This is a genomic window from Bradyrhizobium sp. USDA 4486 (assembly GCF_054057995.1).
Genome location: NZ_JBSRZV010000001.1, coordinates 1425986 through 1445107, shown reverse-complemented (window position 1 = coordinate 1445107; position 19122 = coordinate 1425986). Strand labels below are relative to the sequence as shown.

Below are 19122 nucleotides of genomic sequence, written 5' to 3'. Positions count from 1 at the left end.
ATCCGCGGTATTGCCCGAAATTTCTGCGCAAGAGTTTTCTGCCGGAATACGCCTGCAGGCGGCCGGGCCGGCCGATCCGCGCCGTCGGACTGGCAGTCGGGCGGCATCTGTTGCAAAAGTAGCCCCAGCAGTTCGGGAGATTCCTGCGTGCTTGACGTCAGCAAAGCGACAGCGGTCGGGGCCAATATCCGCCAGGCGCGGATTGCCAAGGGCCTGACGCTGGACCAGCTTGCCAAGCAAAGCGATCTGACGCGCGGCTACATCTCGCTGGTCGAGCGCAACCTCAAGATCCCCTCACTCGCAGCGCTGCTGCGCATGGCCGCGGCCCTCGAGGTCAATGTCGCGAACTTCTTCGATCCGAACGCCGAGCCCGCGCCGCGCTACACGCTGTTCCGCCGCGAAGGCGGCAACGTCCCGCTGTTCCAGGACACGTTTGGTGTCGTGCCGCTGGCGACCGGCCGCACCCGCAAGATGATGGAGCCGTTCCTGCTGAGCCCCCCGCACAAGGCGGCAACGCGCGCCTCGCATGCTGGCGAGGAGCTGCTGTTCGTCATCAACGGCAAGATTGCAATCAAGCTCGACGGCGAAGAACTGACGCTCGGCAAGGGCGACTGCCTGTATTTCTCAGGCGAGACCCCGCATGAGGTCAGGAGCCTCGGCCGACAGAAAGCCGAAGTGCTGGTCGTGGTGGCCCAGACGCCCTGACGCCTGATTCAGCAAACAGTCTAAATTAGCGGAACCAGAAGAAGCGTCCGGGCGGCGGCGGAATCGGCTCGGGCGGACGCGGCCGCTTCGGGCGCGGCGGTCTCGGCGGCGGCTCGGCGGATGACGTGGCTTCCACGGCCGGCGCGACCTCGCTGCCCGGCACCTTCACCGCGAGCAGCAGATTCGATTCATTCATGCGCCAGCGATAGCCGACGCCGAAATCGATCGGCTGGGCGCGCGTGAACAATGCCGCGTAGCGCTCCTGGTAGCGGCCGGGGAACTCGTCGATCGGTCCGAGATAGCGGCCGAACGGGAAGAACCGCCATTGCCGCGCGCTGTAGTTCGCAAGCGGAATACCGGAATCGTCCTGGATGATGGTCGCGCTGTTGGCGAGCAGCCAGTCGCGCGCGACGGTGAAGTTGCCGGAGTGCAGCAGATAGGACGCGCTCTTGATCAGGCTGTTGCCGGGCCCGAGCGTCTCGCAGAACTTCAGGAAGCCCGTCGAGCGCGCGCTCGCGTTGGAGAGGTCGGCGGAGAAATAATAGAGCGTGCGTGCCTCGCCATCGGGGCCGGCAAAGGTGATGCGGACGCCGCGTGTCGCGTTCGGTCCCGGATTGTCGTTGCCGACATGCATCCCGCCCTTGTCGTCGAGAGCGACCATCTCGACGTTGCGGATGGTCTTGCCGGAGCGCGCGAGGAAGACATAGAGGATGGGCAAGGTGCCGTTGACCTGGTTTGTGTGCAGGTCGACCTTCATCTGCTTGGTGATGAAGAAGGAGAAGCTCAGGATCGAGCCCAGCGAGCGCTCGACACTATAGAGTGCGGCCCCGACCGACGGGCGCGGCAGCCGCGTCAAATCAGGCACGGCGCCGACCGGCTCCAGCGCGCCAAGCACATAGGTGCTCGCCTTGGAATAGAATGCGTTGGCGTAGAGGAAATCCGGGCCGCTGAACAAATAGAACATCGTCGGCCTGGGTGCAGCCAGATTGACGTCGGCCCAGCTCCGGATCTTCGAGAGCTGTCGCTGCTCGAGCTGGGCGAAGGCGCCGTCGAAGAATTTTGCGTGGCGTTGCCAGCCGGGGTCCCTCGTGAGCGGCACCAGCGGCGAGTCCGCCGAAGGCTGCATGCCCGCCAGGAAACGCGCGGTGTCGTCGAAGGTGACCTCGGCGGCACGCGCCGATGAGATGGCCGCAACGAGGAGGGCAAGAGCGACGGCCGCAAGTCTCATGGGACGAAACATGTCTATTCGCGACGTGATGTATGGCCAGCGGCGACCGGCCGCCTGCGGAAAACTGCATAAATCAACAGGCCCGAGAGCATGACGAGCATGCCCGAGAGCGACTGAATGGGCCGCTCGGTCAACAGGTAGTACATCATGAACCCGGTCACGAGCAGGAAAACGAACGGCGTGAAGGGGTATCCCCAGGCGCGATAGGGCCGCGGCAGCTTGGGATCGGTAATGCGCAGCTTGATGACGCCGGCGACCGTGAAGAACGAGCAGAACAAGAGCGCGAACTGGATGAAGTCGAGCACCGCCTCGAAGCTGCGCGTGAACAGTAGCAGGTTGGTCACCGCGAGCTGAAACAGGATGGCATAGGCCGGCGCGCCGCTGACCGATCGCTTTGAGAACACGCGCAGCGCCGGAATGTCCTCCCCCATCGTCATCATCACGCGCGGGCCGATCCACATCATCGCGCTGATCGAGGAGATCAGGCCGACGCAGATCATCGCGCCGACGATGCGGCCGCCGAGGCCGCCGAAGATCGCGCTGCCGGCGACGCTGGCGACGTCGAGCTGACCCGCAAGCGCACTGACGGGCGTTGAGTAGAGGAACACGGCGTTGAGCGCGACATACAGCACCAGCACGATCAGCGTACCCGCGAGCAGCGCGCGCGGCAGGCTCTGTTGCGGCGTGTTCATCTCGCCGATGATGTAGGTCGCCGCATTCCAGCCCGAGAACGAGTACATCACGAAGACCAGCCCGATCGCAAAGGGTGCGCTGACGATATGCGCAAGATCGCCCGGCTGCGGCGTGAAGGCGATCGGCTGCGGCACGCCGACGATGAAGCCTGCGACGAGGAAGGCGACGATCAGCACGACTTTCAGGATCGTCGAGATCAGCTGGAACGTCGAGGAGTGCCTGACGCCCGTTAATTGCACGAGCGAGACCAGCCAGACCACGCCGATGGCGAGCGGGATCGGCGGCAGATCGGGGATGACCGATTTGGCGTACTCGCCGAACGCCATCGCCGCCAGCGCAACCGGCGCGGCAAAGCCGACGGTCGCCGAGACCCAGCCGGCGAGAAAACCGAAGGCGGGATGATAGGCGCGGCCGAGGAAATTGTACTCGCCGCTCGAGCGCGGAAACATCGCCCCGAGCTCACTGTAGGCGAATACGCCGCACAGCGCGACGATGCCGCCGACAGTCCACAGCAGCAGGATCGAGAAGCCGGACGGGATGTCCTTGACCTGGAAGCCGAGGCTGGTGAAGACGCCGACCCCGATCATGTCAGCAACGACGATGGCGGTCGCGACCAGAGCGGAGACCCCCGACCCGCTTCCGGTCAGCCGGCCAGTCCAGGGCGCAGTACCCGCATCTGATGCCGTCATCGGGGTCCTTAAAGCGTCGCGCCTCCTGGGAGGCATCGTGCAGATCGATCCAGTCAATTCAAGCAGGGTTAACAAGGGTTAAATGAGGCGAACGGAATTGGTAATTTGGCACCTTTCATGCTTGGTCTTGGGCAATAAACCCGCCCAAACACCGGCAAATCCCGTTCCCCTCCCCCACAATCAGGACACGATTGCATGGTCCCTTTTAAGCGCTCCGGATGTGGGGAAGTTTTTCCGGACGCTTAACGTCACCTAAACGCCGGTCGGCTCAATTACCTTAAGCTTGCCGATTGACTTGAAGTGACTTGGGGTCATGGGTGGATGGTCGGGGCCGTTCCGAACGTGAGAGCTGACACGCGTGCCGATCGGACGAATTCCGGTCGGCACGGTCGTGCGCTCCGGATCGGCCTGGTCTCGGCTTTGGTGCCGTTCTCGCTCGCGCTGGTTCAATGCGGCAAGGCGCCAAATCCGGCAGCGCTCGCGGCGAACTCGCAGGCCAATGTTCAGGTCAATCAGGTCGTAGCCAAGACCAATCCGCAGGCCTCCAATCGGCAAGTAGCGGGCGGCGACACCTTCGAGGATCGCTTCCCTGCCCCGCAGTTCACGGAGCGCTTCCCGTCGGCGAGCGAGAGTTTTCTGCAACGGCAGATGTCGGACTTCTCGCCCAAGCGCGCGGTGCAGCAGCCGCCGCAGTCGGAGCAGGCCCCCTACAAGGTCGCCTCGCTTGAGCCTCAGGTCCCTTTCAAGCGCCCCGCACGTGACGACCTGACGACGCTCGTCAGCATGAAATCGTCGGCGTTTCCTTATTTCGGTAACAACCCTGCCTCCGACGCACCGTTCCTCAACATCTCCAAGGGCGACCGCCGCGGCCACCGCAGCTATTCGGGGCGCGTCTACTGGCAGGACGAGACCTACAGCGACAGCCGCGTGCTGGTGCACGTGCCCGAGCATTTCGACGTGCGCAAGCCGGGCGTGATCGTGGTGTTCTTCCACGGCAATGGCGCGACGCTCGAACGCGACGTGCGCGACCGGCAGCTGGTGCCGCAGCAGGTCACCGATTCCGGTGCCAATGCCGTGCTGCTCGCGCCGCAGATGGCGGTCGATGCCGCCGATTCCAGCGCCGGCAAGTTCTGGCAGACCGGCGGCTTCAAGCGCTTCATGGAGGAATCGGCAAGCCACCTCGCCCGCCTCACCGGCGATCCCAACAGCGAGCGCGCCTTTGCCAACATGCCGATCCTGATCGTCGGCTATAGCGGCGGATTCCTGCCGACGGCCTGGAGCCTCGAGGTCGGCGGCATCAGTGACCGCGTCCGCGGCGTCGTGCTGCTCGACGCCGTCTATGGCGAGATGGACAAGTTCGCCTCCTGGATCGAGAGCCATCGCTCCGGCTTCTTCGTCAGCTCCTACACCCGCTACACCGCGCGGCGCGATCGCGGGCTGATGAGCATGCTCAGGCAGAAGGGCATCGGCGTCTCCGAAGACATGGACGGCCCTTTGCGCCCCGGCAGCGTGGTGTTCGTGGAGACCGGCGAGGGCATCACGCATCGTGACTATGTGACGCGTGCCTGGACGCGCGATCCGCTCAAGGACGTGCTGGTGAAGATGTCGGCAACGCCCGCACTGGCCCTGACGCGCGTTGCCGCCACCAATTCCGCACCGAGCCGCTAGGGCAGCGCTTCCAAGCGAATTCGATACCGGTCTGCGTCAATGAAACGCGTCAAATTGAGAATTGCGCCAGCCGGTATTGGGCTGCGCTGCCGGCAATTGTCTCAAGCCCTGCTCAAAATGTGATGTTGATGGCCGACAAGCGGACGCAGCTCTTGGTCGACCAGCTCTTGGCCGACCAGCTCTTCGCCGATCAGCTCTTGGGCAGCTTCGGAATGCTCTCGGCAAAACCGTTGAAGCAGGCCAGCCGCTCGTCCTCTTCCTTGAAGAAACGGCAATCGGCGTAGCCCTTGGGCTTCGCCGGCTTCGGCTTCGGCGCCGGCGGGATCACCGCGTCGTAGCAGTTGAGGCGGTCCTTGGTGCCGTCGTCGATGTCGAGGCAAGCCTGGAGCCGCGCCGCGACCGATTGCGGCTTGCCCTTCGGCGCCGGCGCGGCCGTAGCAGCTGCTGCCGCCTTGGTCCCCTTGGGCTTGACCTGCACCAGCGGCTTGTCCCCCACCATGGGTGGCTTGTCGGTCTGCGCAAACGCGGAGGCTGAATAGAGCACAGCGGCAACCGCCAGAATCATCCTCATCTCAGTCAACTCTCTTTGGTCCCCATGACCGGCCTTCTAGCGCTCCCGCGCGCGGTTTGCCAAGCACCTTGCGCACAGGAAAACGCTGGAATTCAGGCCGTGGCGGCCGCAGCCGGCCGGGGCCGGGTCAGGACCACCAGGATCAGCGCCAGCACGACGAAGCCGACCGCGACGAAGCCGAGGGTATGCAGGAGCTCGCGGGCGAACAGCAGGCCGCCGACGGCGGAGCCCACGGCCTGGCCGATATAGAGGACGGAGGTGTTGAGCGCGACGGTCGCTGATGCCAGCGGCGGCGCAGCCGCGACCAGCCGCACCTGCTGCATCGAATTGGTCGAGGCAAAGCCGAGACCCCAGACCGCCACCGCGACGGTCATCAGCACGAAACTCCCAGCGCCGAGCGCCCAGCCCGTAATGCCCGCAAGCAGCAGGCAGGTGAACAGCAGCGAGGTTCGGAACGGCCCCCAGGTGTCGACGATGCGGGTTGCAATCACGACGCCGAGGAAACCGCAGACGCCATAGATGGCGAATACCATGCCGATCGCATCGGGGCTTGCCTCGGTCAGCTTCTTCAGCAGCGGCCCCATGAAGGTGAACACGACGAACTGCCCGGACATTTGCAGCATGGTGATCCCAAGCAGGAGCAGGATCGCCTTGCTGCGGCCGACCGCAACCCAGGTCTTCAGATCCACGGGCACGCCCTTCAAGCCGCCCGGCAAGCGCATCAGCAATAGCACGAAGCTGATGCAGCCGAGCACGCCGATCGCGCCATAGGCCGAACGCCAGCCATAGCGGCTGGCGATGAAGGTGATCAGCGGCAGGCCGACGGCGGCGGCGAGCGACCAACCGAGAAAGATGTAGGCGATTGTGCTGCCACGCCGCTCCACCGGCACGATCATCGCCGCGGTGCCAGCCGCCTGCGGCGTGTAGAGCGCGCCAACCGCGAGCATGACGAGACGGATCATGAGAAGGCTGGCGTAGTCCGGCGCAAAGGCCGAGGCCAGATTGCCAAAGGCGAGCACGGCGAGCGTCACGGTGAGCAGCGTCCGCCGCTCGATCCGGCTGGTCAGCCACGCCGTCAGCGGCGAGCCGACGCATAGCGTGATCGCGCCGAAGGTGATGAGGAGGCCGGCCGCATGGATCGTGACGTCGAGCCCGCTCGCCAGTTCGGGCAGCATGCCCGCGGGCGCCAACACCGAGCAGCCGGTGACGAGATTGCCGAGCATCAGGGCGGTCGGCGCAAAGCGCCGGGCGGCGGCATTTTTCATGCAAACGCATGTAGCGCGGCTTGTGACGAGTTAAAGGGCACGGAGCCAAATACTTGGTGCAAGGCCCCCCTTTTTTTGCGCGCGACTTTCTTGGAATTGCCGGATTGCACAGGCCGAATCGCCTGATATATCGCTCGTTCCCGCTTACCTGCGCTCGTTCGCAGGAGTGAGCCTCAGGAGAAAAGCAATGTCCGACCAGCCCAAATCCGAGTCCGGCTTCCAGTACAGCCTCTCCAATCTGAAGCCCGTGACCCCCGCCCCCAAGATCACTCTCACTTTCCCCGACGGCGCCCAGCGCCAATATGACAAGAGCATTACCGGGCTCGATATCGCCAAGGGCATCTCGCCGTCGCTGGCCAAGCGCACGGTGGCGATGGCGCTCGATGGCGTGCTCGCCGATCTCAACGATCCCATCGACGCCGATGCCAAGATCGAGCTCGTCAATCGCGACGACCCGCGCGCGCTCGAACTGATCCGCCACGACTGTGCCCACGTGCTCGCAGAAGCCGTGCAGACGCTGTGGCCGGGCACCCAGGTCACCATCGGCCCGGTGATCGAGAACGGCTTCTACTACGACTTTTTCCGCAACGAGCCGTTCACGCCGGAAGATTTTGCCGCAATCGAGAAGAAGATGCGCGAGATCATCGCGCGCGACAAACCTTTCACCAAGGAAGTCTGGGACCGCGAGAAGACCAAACAGGTGTTCCGCGACAAGGGCGAGGCCTTCAAGGTCGAGCTGGTCGACGCCATTCCCGGCAACGAGCCGATCAAGATCTACTACCAAGGCGACTGGTTCGACCTGTGCCGCGGCCCGCACATGACTTCGACCGGCAAGGTCGGCAACGCCTTCAAGCTGATGAAGGTGGCCGGCGCCTATTGGCGCGGTGATTCCAACAACCCGATGCTGACCCGCATCTACGGCACTGCCTTCGCCAAGCAGGAGGATCTTGACGCTTACCTCAAGCAGATCGAGGAAGCCGAGAAGCGCGACCATCGCAAGCTCGGACGCGAGCTCGACCTCTTCCACTTCCAGGAGGAAGGTCCGGGCGTGGTGTTCTGGCACCCGAAGGGCTGGACCATCTTCCAGCAGCTGATCGCCTATATGCGCCGCCGCCTCTCCGGCGACTACAACGAGGTCAACGCGCCGCAGATCCTCGACAAGGTGCTGTGGGAGACCTCGGGGCACTGGGGCTGGTACCGCGAGAACATGTTCGCGGCGCAGTCCGCCGGCGACGAGGCCGAGGACAAGCGCTGGTTTGCGCTGAAGCCGATGAACTGCCCCGGCCACGTGCAGATCTTCAAACACGGCCTGAAGAGCTACCGCGACCTGCCGCTGCGTCTCGCCGAGTTCGGCGTGGTGCATCGCTATGAGCCGTCGGGCGCGATGCACGGCTTGATGCGCGTGCGCGGCTTCACCCAGGACGACGCGCACATCTTCTGCACCGAGGACCAGCTTGCGGACGAGTGCCTGAAGATCAACGAGCTGATCCTGTCGACCTATGCCGATTTCGGCTTCACCGGCGATCTCACGGTGAAGCTGTCGACGCGGCCGGAGAAACGCGTCGGCACAGACGCGATGTGGGATCACGCCGAGCGCGTGATGGCGACCGTGCTCAGCCAGATCCAGGCGCAAAACAACCACATCAAGACCGAGATCAATCCGGGCGAAGGCGCCTTCTACGGGCCGAAGTTCGAATATGTGCTGCGCGACGCTATCGGCCGCGACTGGCAGTGCGGCACCACGCAGGTCGACTTCAACCTGCCGGAGCGGTTTGGCGCGTTCTACATCGACCATGACGGCAGCAAGAAGCCGCCGGTGATGGTGCACCGTGCGATCTGCGGCTCGATGGAGCGTTATATCGGCATCCTGATCGAGCACTTTGCCGGCAACTTCCCGCTCTGGCTCTCGCCGGTGCAGGCGGTGGTCACGACCATCACCTCCGAAGGCGACGAATACGCCAAGGTTGTGCTGGAGCAGGCGCGGCGCGCCGGGCTCCGGGCCGAGATCGACCTGCGCAACGAGAAGATCAACTACAAGGTCCGCGAGCATTCGCTGGCCAAGATCCCGGCGCTGCTCGTGGTCGGCAAAAAGGAGGCCGAGACGCATTCGGTGTCGGTCCGCCGGCTCGGCAGCGACGGCCAGAAGGTGATGACCACCGCGGAGGCCATCGCCGCGCTGGTCGACGAGGCGACCCCGCCGGATGTCCGGCGGGCTCGCGGCGCCGTCTGACCCCTGAAATCGATCTAAACTCGCTTTCGGTTGCGGGCGTGCATCCCCATCTGGGGAGTGCACGCCCCAACACGGCCAGCCGATGAGGAAACCGCAGTGCCCGACGCCATCGAACTCCTGAAGACCCGCCGCTCGGTCAAGCCGCGCGAGATGACTGGCCCTGGTCCCTCCCCGGCCGAGCTCGAGACCATCCTCACCATCGGCGCTCGCGTGCCCGACCATGGCAAGCTGGCGCCCTGGCGCTTCATCATCTTCGAAGGCGATGCGCGCCAGCGCGCCGGCGAGGTGATCGCCAAGGTCTTCGCGCGGAAGCATCCCGGCGCGCTGGCGGCCGATATCGAGACCGAGCGCAATCGCCTGATGGACGCACCGCTGGTGATCGGCGTCGTCAGCTTCACCAGGCCGCATCCGAAGGTGCCGGCGTTCGAGCAGGAATTGTCGGCGGGCGCGAGCGCCATGAACATCGTCACGGCCGCAACCGCGCTCGGCTACGGCGCCTGCTGGCTGACCGGCTGGTTCTCGTTCGACCGCGACGTGCTCGACGGACTTGGCCTGAAGCCGGATGAGAAGCTCGCCGGCTTCATCCATATCGGCAAGCCGACCAGGCCGAGCGAGGATCGTCCGCGACCGTTCCTTTCCGAAATCGTGACGCGATTTTAGTCGAAGGCTTGTTGACGGCCTCGACGTCTTGCGGCTTTGATCCCTCCCGCGAGGGAGGAGGCGCGGATGAAACGCCGTGAATTTCTGGTCGGGGCCGCGCTATTGGCCGGCACGATGACGCGAAGCCGCGCCGCCGCCGATATCCCCGCTCCCTCGCCCGAGGGGCTCGACCGCATCAGCGCGTATTTCGACAACGAGGTCGCGAGCGGCCGGCTGCCGGGCGCCGTGATCCTGGTGCAGCAGCACGGCAAGCTGGTGTACCTCAAGACCTTCGGCGTGCGCGACACCAGGACCGGCCTTGCGATGACGCCGGACACGATCTTCGCCATCCACTCCATGACCAAACCGATCACGTGCCTCGGCGCGATGATGCTGATCGAGGAGGGCAAGCTCGCCCTCACCGATCCCGTCTCGAAATACGTCCCCCTCTTCGCCGACACCAAGGTGGGCATCGAGGTCACCGAGCCGGACGGCAAGCTGAAGCTCGACCTGGTGCCGCCGGTCCGTGCCGTCAACATCGAGGATCTGTTGCGGCATACCTCGGGCATCAGCTACGACTATATCGGCGGCAAATGGGTCGAGCAGGCCTACAAGGCCGCCAACATCTTCGAGGGTCAATTCAACAACAGGGAATTCGCCGACCGCATCGCGCGGCTGCCGCTGGCGCGCCAGCCGGGCACGCTGTGGCGCTACGGCCATTCCACCGACGTGCTCGGCGCCGTCATCGAGATCATCTCGGGCCAGACGCTTTACGAGTTCCTCAAGCAGCGCATCCTCGATCCGCTCGGCATGACCAGCACCAAATTCGCGCTGGCGACGGAAGGCGAACTGGCGCGGATGGCGCGGCCGCTGCCGAACGATTTCATCCTGCTCGCTGGCGAGCGCGACCGCCTCGACCATCCCGAATGGCAGTCCGGCGGCGGCGGGCTGCTGTCGACCATCACCGACTATCAGCGCTTTGCGCAGATGCTGCTCAACGGCGGCGAGTTCGAGGGCAAGCGTTATCTGAGCCCGGCCGCCTTCAAGGCGATGACGACCGATCACATCGGGCCTGGCTCCGGCGTCGGACGCGACTATTTCTATTTTCCGGGCGATGGCTTCGGCTATGGCTACGGCCTTGCCGTGCGCACCGATCCCGGCAATGCGAGGCCGCCGCCGCCGGGCTCACTCGGCGAATTGAAATGGGACTCTGGGAGCGGCACCTATTTCGGCGTCGATCCCAAACTCGACATGGTCTACCTCATGATGCAGCAGACCCAGAACGAGCGCAGCCGCATCACACCCGCATTCAAGGCGCTGGTCTACGACTGCTATCCTGAAGCGCTACGCCGCCCGTGAGGCGCGCTGGCCGAAATCGGCAAGCAGCTTTGCGATCTCCGCGGCAGGCCGCGCCGCGCTGAACAGGAAGCCCTGCACCTCGTTGCAACCCTCGGCACGGAGCCAGTCGAGCTGATCCTCGGTCTCGACGCCCTCCGCGGTCGTCGTGATGTTGAGGCTGCGGCCAAGACCCGAGATCGCGCGCACGATCGCGCCGCAATCGGGCCGCTGCGCCAGATCCTTGACGAAGGAACGGTCGATCTTGATCTTGTCGAACGGGAAGCTGCGGAGATAGCTGAGGCTGGAATAGCCGGTGCCGAAATCATCCATGGAGATGCCGACGCCGAGCTCGCGCAGCTGGTGCAGGATCGCGAGATTGGCATCGGTCTCGGCGAGGAAGATCGACTCGGTGATCTCGAGCTCGAGCCGCTTCGGCGACAGGCCGGACTGCGCCAGTGCCGAGATCACGACCTGAACCAGATTGCGACTGCGGAATTGCGTCGGCGAGAGATTGACCGCAACCTTGACATCGCTCGGCCATTTCACGGCTTCGGCACAGGCTTCGCGCAGCACCCACTCCCCAAGCTGCGTGATCAGCCCGATGTCTTCGGCAACGGGGATGAACTCCGCCGGCGAGATCATGCCCTTCTCCGGATGACGCCAGCGCAGCAGCGACTCGAAGCCCGAGATGCGGTCGGAGGCGATCGACACCAGCGGCTGGTAGTGCAGCTCGAACTCGCCATTGGCGAATGCGCGGCGCAGATCGACCTCCATGTCGCGGCGCTTCTGCGCCTGGAGATCCATCTCGCGCTCGAAGAAATGGTGCACGCCGCCGCCGTCGGACTTCGCCCGGTACAGGGCCATGTCGGCGTTGCGCATCAATTCCTCCGACGTCGTGCCGTCGCCCGGCGACAGCGCGATGCCGATGCTGGCTCCGATCACCATCTCCTGGCCGTCGATCTCATAAGGCGCGCGCAGCATGTCGATCAGCAAGGTCGCGCAGGCGCTGGCCTCGTTCGGCGAGACGTCGGCGGCCAGGATCACGGCGAACTCGTCGCCGCCGAGCCGGGCCGCGAGATTGGCGCCGCGGACGGCGGTGGTGAGCCGTTCGGCAACCTCTTTCAGCAGGCGGTCGCCCGACGGATGGCCGAAGGAGTCGTTGATGTTCTTGAACAGGTCGAGATCGATATAGAGCACCCCCACACGCTTGCCGCCAGCCTGCTCGAGCGCCTGCTTGAGGCGCTCCTGGAAATATTCGCGGTTCGGCAGATCCGTGAGCCCGTCATGGTGCGCCATGTGGGCGATCCGCGCCTCGGCCTTGCGCCGCTCGGTGATGTCGACCACTGCGACGAGATAGCCGTCGCGTTCATCGAAGGTGACGCGGCGGCCGAAGGTGAGCACCTCGATCTCGCTGCCGTCGGCGCGCAAGTGCCGCCAGTTGCGCGAGGAGTGATAGGTGTCGCCGACGCGTTCGAGCGCCTCGGCATGGCTCTCCCATTCGTCCTGCGGCCAGATCTCGTGCAGCTTCATGCGCAGGAAGGAGGCGCGGCTGTAGCCGTAATGCTGGACCGCGGCGTCGTTGACGCCGAGGAACTGCTTGGTCTCGGCGTCGAACACCCACATCGGCATCGGGTTGTTGTCGAACAGCAGGCGGAACGAGGCATCGCGCCGCTTCAGAGCGGTGACGTCGGAGATCGTCAGCGAGACCACGTCGGCGAACGCCGTGGCGCTGAGGCGGAGGTACCGACCCTCGTTCTCGATCTCGAGCTGCTCTCCGCGGCCGCCCGAAACGGCCTTGAGCAGGAATTCCATGATCTCGGGGGCAGCCAGCAACGTGCTGCCCTCGCCGATCCGCCGCCACAACAGGTTTCCGGTCGCAACCTTCAGCAGCGCGCTCGCGCTCTTGTTGTGGTGCACGACCTGGAGGTCGAACGGCTTGCCTTCGGCATCACGCAACGTCGCCAGCGAGACCACCGCATCGTCGGTGGAGGAGAAGATCGCATCGAGCAGATTGTATTGCGCGCCGCGCTCGTTGACATAGGCGCCGATCAGGGTCGCGCCCCAGCGCGAGGCGGTCGGCAGTGCCAGCACGTCGTAGGTCCGGACCATGCCATCGCGCACGCAATGCGCGCTGGCCTGGTGAGGCCGGCCGTTCGCGAGCGCGCTCGCCGCCGCTTCCGACAGCGCGGTGGCGCAATCGGGCGACAGTTCGGCGACCGGAATATCCCAGCGCTCCTCGCCGAGCCATTTCTGCACGTAGCGCCCGCTGCGCGACAGTTCGAGCGCGCCGTCATTTCTCAGCAGCGCGATGTGGTCGGCGAGCCGTCCCAGGCTGCCCAGCATCACGTCTTCGTAGCGGGGCAACCGGTCCCCCGGCTTCAACGCGGCACGCCATTTACGTTGAAGCACCGGGATGTCGTCGAACATTTCGGTGGCCGGTTTCCCCGACGTTCTCTTCGCGGCACTCATTGTAGTCCCCAACGCACATTCCCCGCGCATCCAATGCAGCGGCGCTTAAGGGCGTGTAAAAAGGACGCAGATGCGGGTCCCATTGAGTGATTATGACAGTTTTAAGTCAGGTGTTGGTTAGTGAGCGTTAGAGACTATGACAGGCGTTTGAAATGCGCCGCTCTCGTGTCCCCATGGGCCCCGGCTCTGCAGCGCACCGCTGAACAAGCGCTGCGCTGCGTCCGGGGCACGAGAGCGGAGTTTTCGGATACAACTGCTTCCACACCGTCATTGCGAGCGCAGCGAGCAATCCAGAGTCTTTCCGCGCAGGCAGTCTGGATTGCTTCGTCGCAAGGGCTCCTCGCAATGACGGTGCTTGGAGCAAGGACGCCGCTTCATCATTCGCATCTTCGTCGCAGACACACCTTCGCATCCTCGCGGCTGATCTCGCCCGAGCTTTGCCTCGTCACGCCACCCTCAATTGAGAAGAGGGCGCAGGGAAGACCGCATAGGCGTTAAGTTTATTCTTGAGTGTTGAAATCACACGTGATTCCAAGGGGCATGGCAGACGAATCGCTTCTAAATGAGGACTGGACGAGAGTGGTTGCGCAGCTGGGTGGGGCTGAGCAGCTTGAGATAAGCGCGCGCCAGACGAAGGCTTTCGCGCGGCGGCGCCAAATTCCAGACGCGGTGGCGTTGCTTCGGCTGATGCTGGCCTATTGTTTAGGGGAAAGAGGATTGAGATCGACAGCTGCGTGGGCGGCTTCTGTTGGCCTTGCGGACCTCAGCAGCGTGGCGTTGTTCTATCGCCTGCGTCAATGTGGCGATTGGTTTGCAGTGCTGGTGGAGAGCTTGCTCGATGCGGCAGCGCCGAAGGCGAGCCGAGGCCGCCTGATCCGCATCGTCGATGCGACGACAGTACCTCAGGCCGGGCCGACTGCCCGCAGGAGCAGTGAGCTTTGGCGGCTTCATAGTGCATTTGATCTGCCAAGTGAGCGCTTTGGTCACTTCGAGCTAACGGATCAGCAAGAGGGCGAAACGTTTGACCGGATACCAGTAGTCAAGAACGAGATCCGCATTGCTGACCGCGCTTATCTGCAACCTGACCGCATCGCGGCTGTCCGCGCGGCTGGTGCCGACGTTCTGATCCGAGCAGGCTGGAAGAACGCGCGCTGGCTTGATGCCCAAGGCCTTCCATTCGATCTGATGGCCCAATTGCGTGCGGCAAAGGCACGCGGACTGATCGATCGGAGGATTTGGATCAAACGCAAGGACGGGGCGCCTCTGGCTATGCGTCTGGTTGCGGTCAAGAAGCCCACCGGTGCGGCCGCGGCTTCGCGTCGTAAAGCTCGGCGAGACGCACGAGACGAAAACCGCATCATCTCCAAAGGGACTCTGGAAGCCGCGGATTGGGTCATTCTGGTCACGTCGCTCGCACGGGACGAGTTCTCCGCCAGGGATGTGCTTGCACTCTATCGACTGCGATGGCGGATCGAACTTGGCTTCAAGCGACTGAAAAGCCTGATTGGTCTCAAGACACCGCCTGGAACTGATCAGCGTTCGGCGAAGCCCTACCTGCTGGCTCACCTCTTGATTATCCTGCTGCTCGAGCCGCTTGTCCGCGACTTCGAGGACTCTCCCCACTGGAAGCAGGCCCCGCCTGACGACACCTGGCGGTTGGCGTATCTTGCAACAACTCGTTGCATCCTTGCTGCAAGCAATCATTCCACAACCAACCATCCGCCGCTTGCGCCGCAGTAAGCGAGCGCTCGGGCGGCACCTGCGCGAGCCTCCCCGAAAACGTCAATATCAATCAATGCTTGCGCTACCTTAACGCCTATGGGGAAGACCGGGTGCCGGCCGGGCACCCACGGTCCACTGTGCGAAAGGTGGCAACAAGAAGCTGCACAGCGGCATACAGGTGGAGCCGAGCAACCGGCCTTCCCTGCGCAGTGGTTGGAACGGCGTATGTCGTGCTCCCCCCGGGGAGCGATGCACGATTGCCCCCGTCGCCGTGCGGATGGCTGATGCGCGTGTCCGGTTGGACAGCACACATCACCGCAAGACTTGGCGCACAGACCCCGGGCGCCAGGACCACACGATTTGGCCGTACGCGAGATCACACCGGTCGTTGGCGCGACGCTCCCGCTCACGGCTGCCCACCCTGCGAAACTTGTCGCGCCGATGTGGTCCGCGCCCACCGCCGCCCGGCCCGCGTTCGTGACGATCGCGATCCGCCCCTCTTCCTTGGGCCGGGTTGCGGCGACACATACGCTATTTCCGAAATTCGGTAAAGCGGAATATTTTGGAGATCGCGGCTTGACCGTTCGCTTGGGTGTTTTGCCCGACGGGCAGCGCAAGAGCTTGTAGCCTGAGGACTTGTAACCTGGATGGTGCGCCCCGTAATCCGGGATCGCATAGGCGGGTGCAGCGGTGCCGGAGTGTGCTCCGTCCGGCTGCGAGCTGCGCTAAAGCATGATCCGGAAAAGTGCGAAGCGGTTTTCCGAAAAGATGATGCGCAAACAACAGCCTAAAGCGCGATGACGATTCATCCCAATCTCATCGCGCTTTAGTCCTCGCTGGACGCCGCGGAGGGATTGCGCAAATAGGCCTGCGACAGCAGGAAGAACAATGCGCGCTCGCCATGGTATTTGGCGGCCGGCCGGGTGCGCTCGAAACCGTCGGCAAATTTCTTGCCGGACTGGTCGCACACCTGCCACCGCCAACCGAACCGTTTGCGCCTGGTGAGGATGACTTCGAACATGCCGACGGGCTTGGTCCCCTGCTCCTGCCGGTCCCGCAGGTTCATCACTTGCGCCGGCCTCCCCCATTGGACGGATGTCCGACATATCACGCAGCAGGACGGAAAGAGAATAAAATTGAATATCGGACGTACGTATCTTCCACTGCCTCCTGCGCCGGCCGTGACGACGTCGCAGCGGCCGTGGAATAAGCCGTTGGCAGCGGTGTTTTCTCACCCCCGAGCCGCAGCTTGCCAGCGCTCACAGCGATATTCAGCGCCGAACACAAGCAGGCGGCGGTGAGCGTCCGCTCACTCCGACACGAGCACGACGGAGATCGGGGGAAGATGGATCGTTCGTGCGCCGGATGAGAATTATCATGCCGGGTACGAAGCTCGACGGCGGCCGCATGCGGCGTTGCCGCAAGAGCGCTCGCGCATGATGAAATATGGTTCGCCGGCCTGTCCGTGCTTCATGTCTCCCCGTCGGGAGCGGTGAACCGATTCCACCAAAACTCATCCCGCTTTAGCGCGCGACGACCTCGACTTCGCCGTCGACGCCGTTCACGACGTTGAAGCCGCGCTCGTAGACCTTGCCCTCGTTCTTGGCGATGGCACGGTATTCGCCTTCGGAGAGCACGACGCGGGGAAAGGCGCCGATCGATTCCTTGATGACGTCGCCGCCGGGGGTCAGCACCGACCAGGCGGTGTTGGCGAGCGCCTCGCCGCCGCGGTCGCTGACGAGCTTCAACGTGATGACCGCGGCGCGGTGGGTGATGGTGACGTCGGTGAGCTTGCCGGCCTGGACGCGGATATCCGAGCGCACCACCGAATTGGCGTCGCCATAGTTGGAGATGATGTAGTAGGTGCCCTCCGGCAGCAGCACGACGTCGCCGGCGGCGACGTTCGGCACCAGCGAGGCACGCTCACCGGATTCGAACTGGCTGCCCTTGTAGATCGCGAACGAGATCTGGTTCTGCGGAATGCGGCTGGCGCCGACCCGGCCTTCGATGCGCAGGCCTCCCGCCGGCAGCACGAAGGATTCGCGGTCGGTCTCGGCCTTCAGGCTGACGGTGCGCACCGCGCTGACGAGGCCGAAGGCGACGTGCACGACGTAATTGCCGGGCGGCAGCACGATGTTCGGCGTGGCGTTGCGATCTTCCTTGATCAGCTTGAAGGTGCCGTTCTCGTCGGGACGGTCGGCAAACACCCGCCAAACCAGGCCGCTGGTGATCGCAGCCGAGTCCTTGCCGTATTTTGCGGTCAGCGACAGCACGCCCTGGCCGGGCACGGCCGCATTGAGCGGCGCGGCCGGCGGCACGGTCGCGACTGCGGGTGGCGGCATGCTGGGTGTCACCGGCTGGGTCAGGGTCGGCGGCAGGCTTGGTGGGCCGGCGGCCTGCCCGGACGGCGCCAGCTGGATGGCGTTACCGGGTTCGGGCACCGACGCCGGCGGCACCGGGGGCGGACGATCGGAGAAAAGCTGCGCCTGCGCGGCATTTTGGCCCAAATTGAGCATGCACGCGGCAAGCATCAGCGCCGGCAGCAGCGTGCCGCTGCGCCGCCATCTGATGATGCCGTCACCCCCGCGTGTCATGTCACCTGCTTTTCACCGAAAACGCGGCAAATTCAAGCCTTGGCATATTCAAGCCTTGGCATATTCAAGGATTGGGAAGCCTGGGAAATACGGACTTTGGAACCGGGCTGGCGCCTGCGTGATTAGACCAAAGGCAGCCGGCCTTGCCACACTCCTGCCCCCTGCTTCCCGAACGGTATAAACCATGCTTGGCCTTCGTTCTGGCGGAGCGGATATACGGCGCCCATTCTGGTGTGGGGGCTGGCCCGGGTAGGAGAGTTTCGGTGCTTGAGATCTTGAAGGGCCGCGGCGCGAACGGCTCCAATGGCGAGAAGGTCGGCCTCGGTAGCATCCGCCGGCCGGTCATCGGCCTTGCCCTCGGCGGCGGCGCGGCGCGCGGCTTTGCCCATATCGGAATCCTGAGGACCCTGATCGCCAACGGCATCGTGCCTGATGTCGTGGTCGGCACCTCGATCGGCGCCGTGGTCGGCGGCGCCTATGCGGCCGGCCAGCTCGATACGCTGGAAGATTGGGGGCGCAGCCTGCAAGGCATGCGCACCATCCTCGGCTATCTCGACATCCGCCTCAACGGCTCCGGCCTGATCGGCGGCGAGAAGCTTGCGACCCGGCTCGAGGAGGCGATCGGCCAGACCCTGATCGAGGAGCTACCCATCAAGTTTGCGACTGTCGCGACCGAGGTCCGCACCGGACACGAGATCTGGCTGACGCGCGGCCGCGTGGTCGATGCGATGCGCGCCTCCTACGCGCTGCCCGGCATCTTCTCGCCCGTGCTGATCGGCGACCGCTGGCTGGTCGACGGCGCGCTGGTCAATCCGGTGCCGGTCTCGGCGGCGCGCGCGCTCGGCGCCGAAATCGTCATCGCTGCAAATCTTTCCAGCGACATCTTCACCCATTCCACGACGATCTATGCGCACGGCGCGATGCCGGAGCCGGTCGCGCCCGTTGCCGAGGAGCCCGTCGCCAAACGGCGCTTTCCGCGCTTCTTCTCGCCCGAGAAAACCATGAAGCGGGAGTTCTTCGGCGGCGGCGGACGGCCCGGCATCTCCTCGGTGATGGTCGACGCATTCAACATCATGCAGGACCGCATCACCCGCGCGCGCCTCGCCGGAGATCCGCCTGATATGCTGATCACGCCGCGGGTCGGCCAGTTCGGCTGGTTCGACTTCCACCGAGCCGAGGATTTGATAGCTCACGGCACGCGCGCCGCCGAGCGCGCGCTGGAGTCGATCCAGGAGGCAATCGAGGTGCTGGCGCCGGCGCCCGCGGGCAACGCGCCCAAAGCGGGCGAATAAGGAGCGGACGCCTGAGGCC

Annotated in this window: 14 protein-coding genes; 7 read left to right on the top strand and 7 right to left on the bottom strand. The window is 64.4% G+C overall.

The annotated features are described in order from the left end of the window. The first annotated feature begins 147 nt into the window (after positions 1–147). Entirely contained in the window at positions 148–705 is a 558-nt protein-coding gene (locus ACVWY3_RS06985; RefSeq protein ID WP_027560040.1) for a helix-turn-helix domain-containing protein, read from the top strand. A gap of 25 nt (positions 706–730) precedes the next feature. Here the strand turns inward: ACVWY3_RS06985 and ACVWY3_RS06980 are convergent, their stop codons facing one another. Further along, positions 731–1933 carry a hypothetical protein gene (locus ACVWY3_RS06980; protein ID WP_456837810.1) on the bottom strand — a complete coding sequence of 401 codons (1203 nt, stop codon included), beginning with the start codon at positions 1931–1933 and terminating at the stop codon, positions 731–733. Positions 1934–1947: 14 nt separating this feature from the next. Further along, positions 1948–3315 carry an APC family permease gene (locus tag ACVWY3_RS06975; protein ID WP_456837809.1) on the bottom strand — a complete coding sequence of 456 codons (1368 nt, stop codon included), beginning with the start codon at positions 3313–3315 and terminating at the stop codon, positions 1948–1950. Between the two features lie 321 nt (positions 3316–3636). On the opposite strand from ACVWY3_RS06975, the gene ACVWY3_RS06970 reads away from it, so the two are divergent. After that, positions 3637–4983, top strand: a complete 1347-nt coding sequence (locus ACVWY3_RS06970; protein ID WP_456837808.1) for an alpha/beta hydrolase — start codon at positions 3637–3639, stop codon at positions 4981–4983. A gap of 190 nt (positions 4984–5173) precedes the next feature. On the opposite strand, the gene ACVWY3_RS06965 is transcribed toward ACVWY3_RS06970, so the two are convergent. Together ACVWY3_RS06965 and ACVWY3_RS06960 are read right to left on the bottom strand one after the other, a co-directional pair. Then, the gene (locus ACVWY3_RS06965; RefSeq protein WP_456837807.1) at positions 5174–5554 is read right to left on the bottom strand and encodes a hypothetical protein; all 381 of its coding nucleotides are present in this window, start codon (positions 5552–5554) and stop codon (positions 5174–5176) included. Positions 5555–5646: 92 nt separating this feature from the next. Beyond that, a complete protein-coding gene (locus ACVWY3_RS06960) occupies positions 5647–6819 on the bottom strand; it encodes an MFS transporter (protein WP_456837806.1) in 1173 nt (390 codons plus the stop codon). Positions 6820–7006: 187 nt separating this feature from the next. On the opposite strand from ACVWY3_RS06960, the gene thrS reads away from it, so the two are divergent. From thrS to ACVWY3_RS06945, 3 genes are all read left to right on the top strand, one after another. Then, positions 7007–9049, top strand: coding sequence for a threonine--tRNA ligase (thrS, locus tag ACVWY3_RS06955; protein WP_456837805.1), 2043 nt, complete (start codon positions 7007–7009; stop codon positions 9047–9049). A 96-nt stretch (positions 9050–9145) separates the two neighbouring features. Further along, positions 9146–9709, top strand: coding sequence for a nitroreductase family protein (locus tag ACVWY3_RS06950; RefSeq protein WP_456837804.1), 564 nt, complete (start codon positions 9146–9148; stop codon positions 9707–9709). A gap of 66 nt (positions 9710–9775) precedes the next feature. Then, on the top strand, positions 9776–11047 hold the full coding sequence (locus ACVWY3_RS06945) for a serine hydrolase domain-containing protein (protein ID WP_456837803.1): 1272 nt from the start codon (positions 9776–9778) through the stop codon (positions 11045–11047). Here the strand turns inward: ACVWY3_RS06945 and ACVWY3_RS06940 are convergent. Next, complete coding sequence (locus ACVWY3_RS06940; protein WP_456837802.1) at positions 11033–13495, bottom strand: putative bifunctional diguanylate cyclase/phosphodiesterase; 2463 nt, start codon at positions 13493–13495, stop codon at positions 11033–11035. The two genes, ACVWY3_RS06945 and ACVWY3_RS06940, sit on opposite strands and share 15 nt — an antisense overlap. Before the next feature lie 540 nt (positions 13496–14035). On the opposite strand from ACVWY3_RS06940, the gene ACVWY3_RS06935 reads away from it, so the two are divergent. Next, complete coding sequence (locus ACVWY3_RS06935) at positions 14036–15235, top strand: IS4 family transposase (protein ID WP_456837801.1); 1200 nt, start codon at positions 14036–14038, stop codon at positions 15233–15235. An 808-nt stretch (positions 15236–16043) separates the two neighbouring features. Here the strand turns inward: ACVWY3_RS06935 and ACVWY3_RS06930 are convergent. Together ACVWY3_RS06930 and ACVWY3_RS06925 are read right to left on the bottom strand one after the other, a co-directional pair. Continuing rightward, the gene (locus ACVWY3_RS06930) at positions 16044–16283 is read right to left on the bottom strand and encodes a hypothetical protein (protein ID WP_456843307.1); all 240 of its coding nucleotides are present in this window, start codon (positions 16281–16283) and stop codon (positions 16044–16046) included. A 457-nt stretch (positions 16284–16740) separates the two neighbouring features. Beyond that, entirely contained in the window at positions 16741–17811 is a 1071-nt protein-coding gene (locus ACVWY3_RS06925; protein WP_456837800.1) for a hypothetical protein, read from the bottom strand. Positions 17812–18074: 263 nt separating this feature from the next. On the opposite strand from ACVWY3_RS06925, the gene ACVWY3_RS06920 reads away from it, so the two are divergent. Beyond that, the gene (locus ACVWY3_RS06920; protein ID WP_456837799.1) at positions 18075–19103 is read left to right on the top strand and encodes a patatin-like phospholipase family protein; all 1029 of its coding nucleotides are present in this window, start codon (positions 18075–18077) and stop codon (positions 19101–19103) included. Positions 19104–19122: the final 19 nt, after the last annotated feature.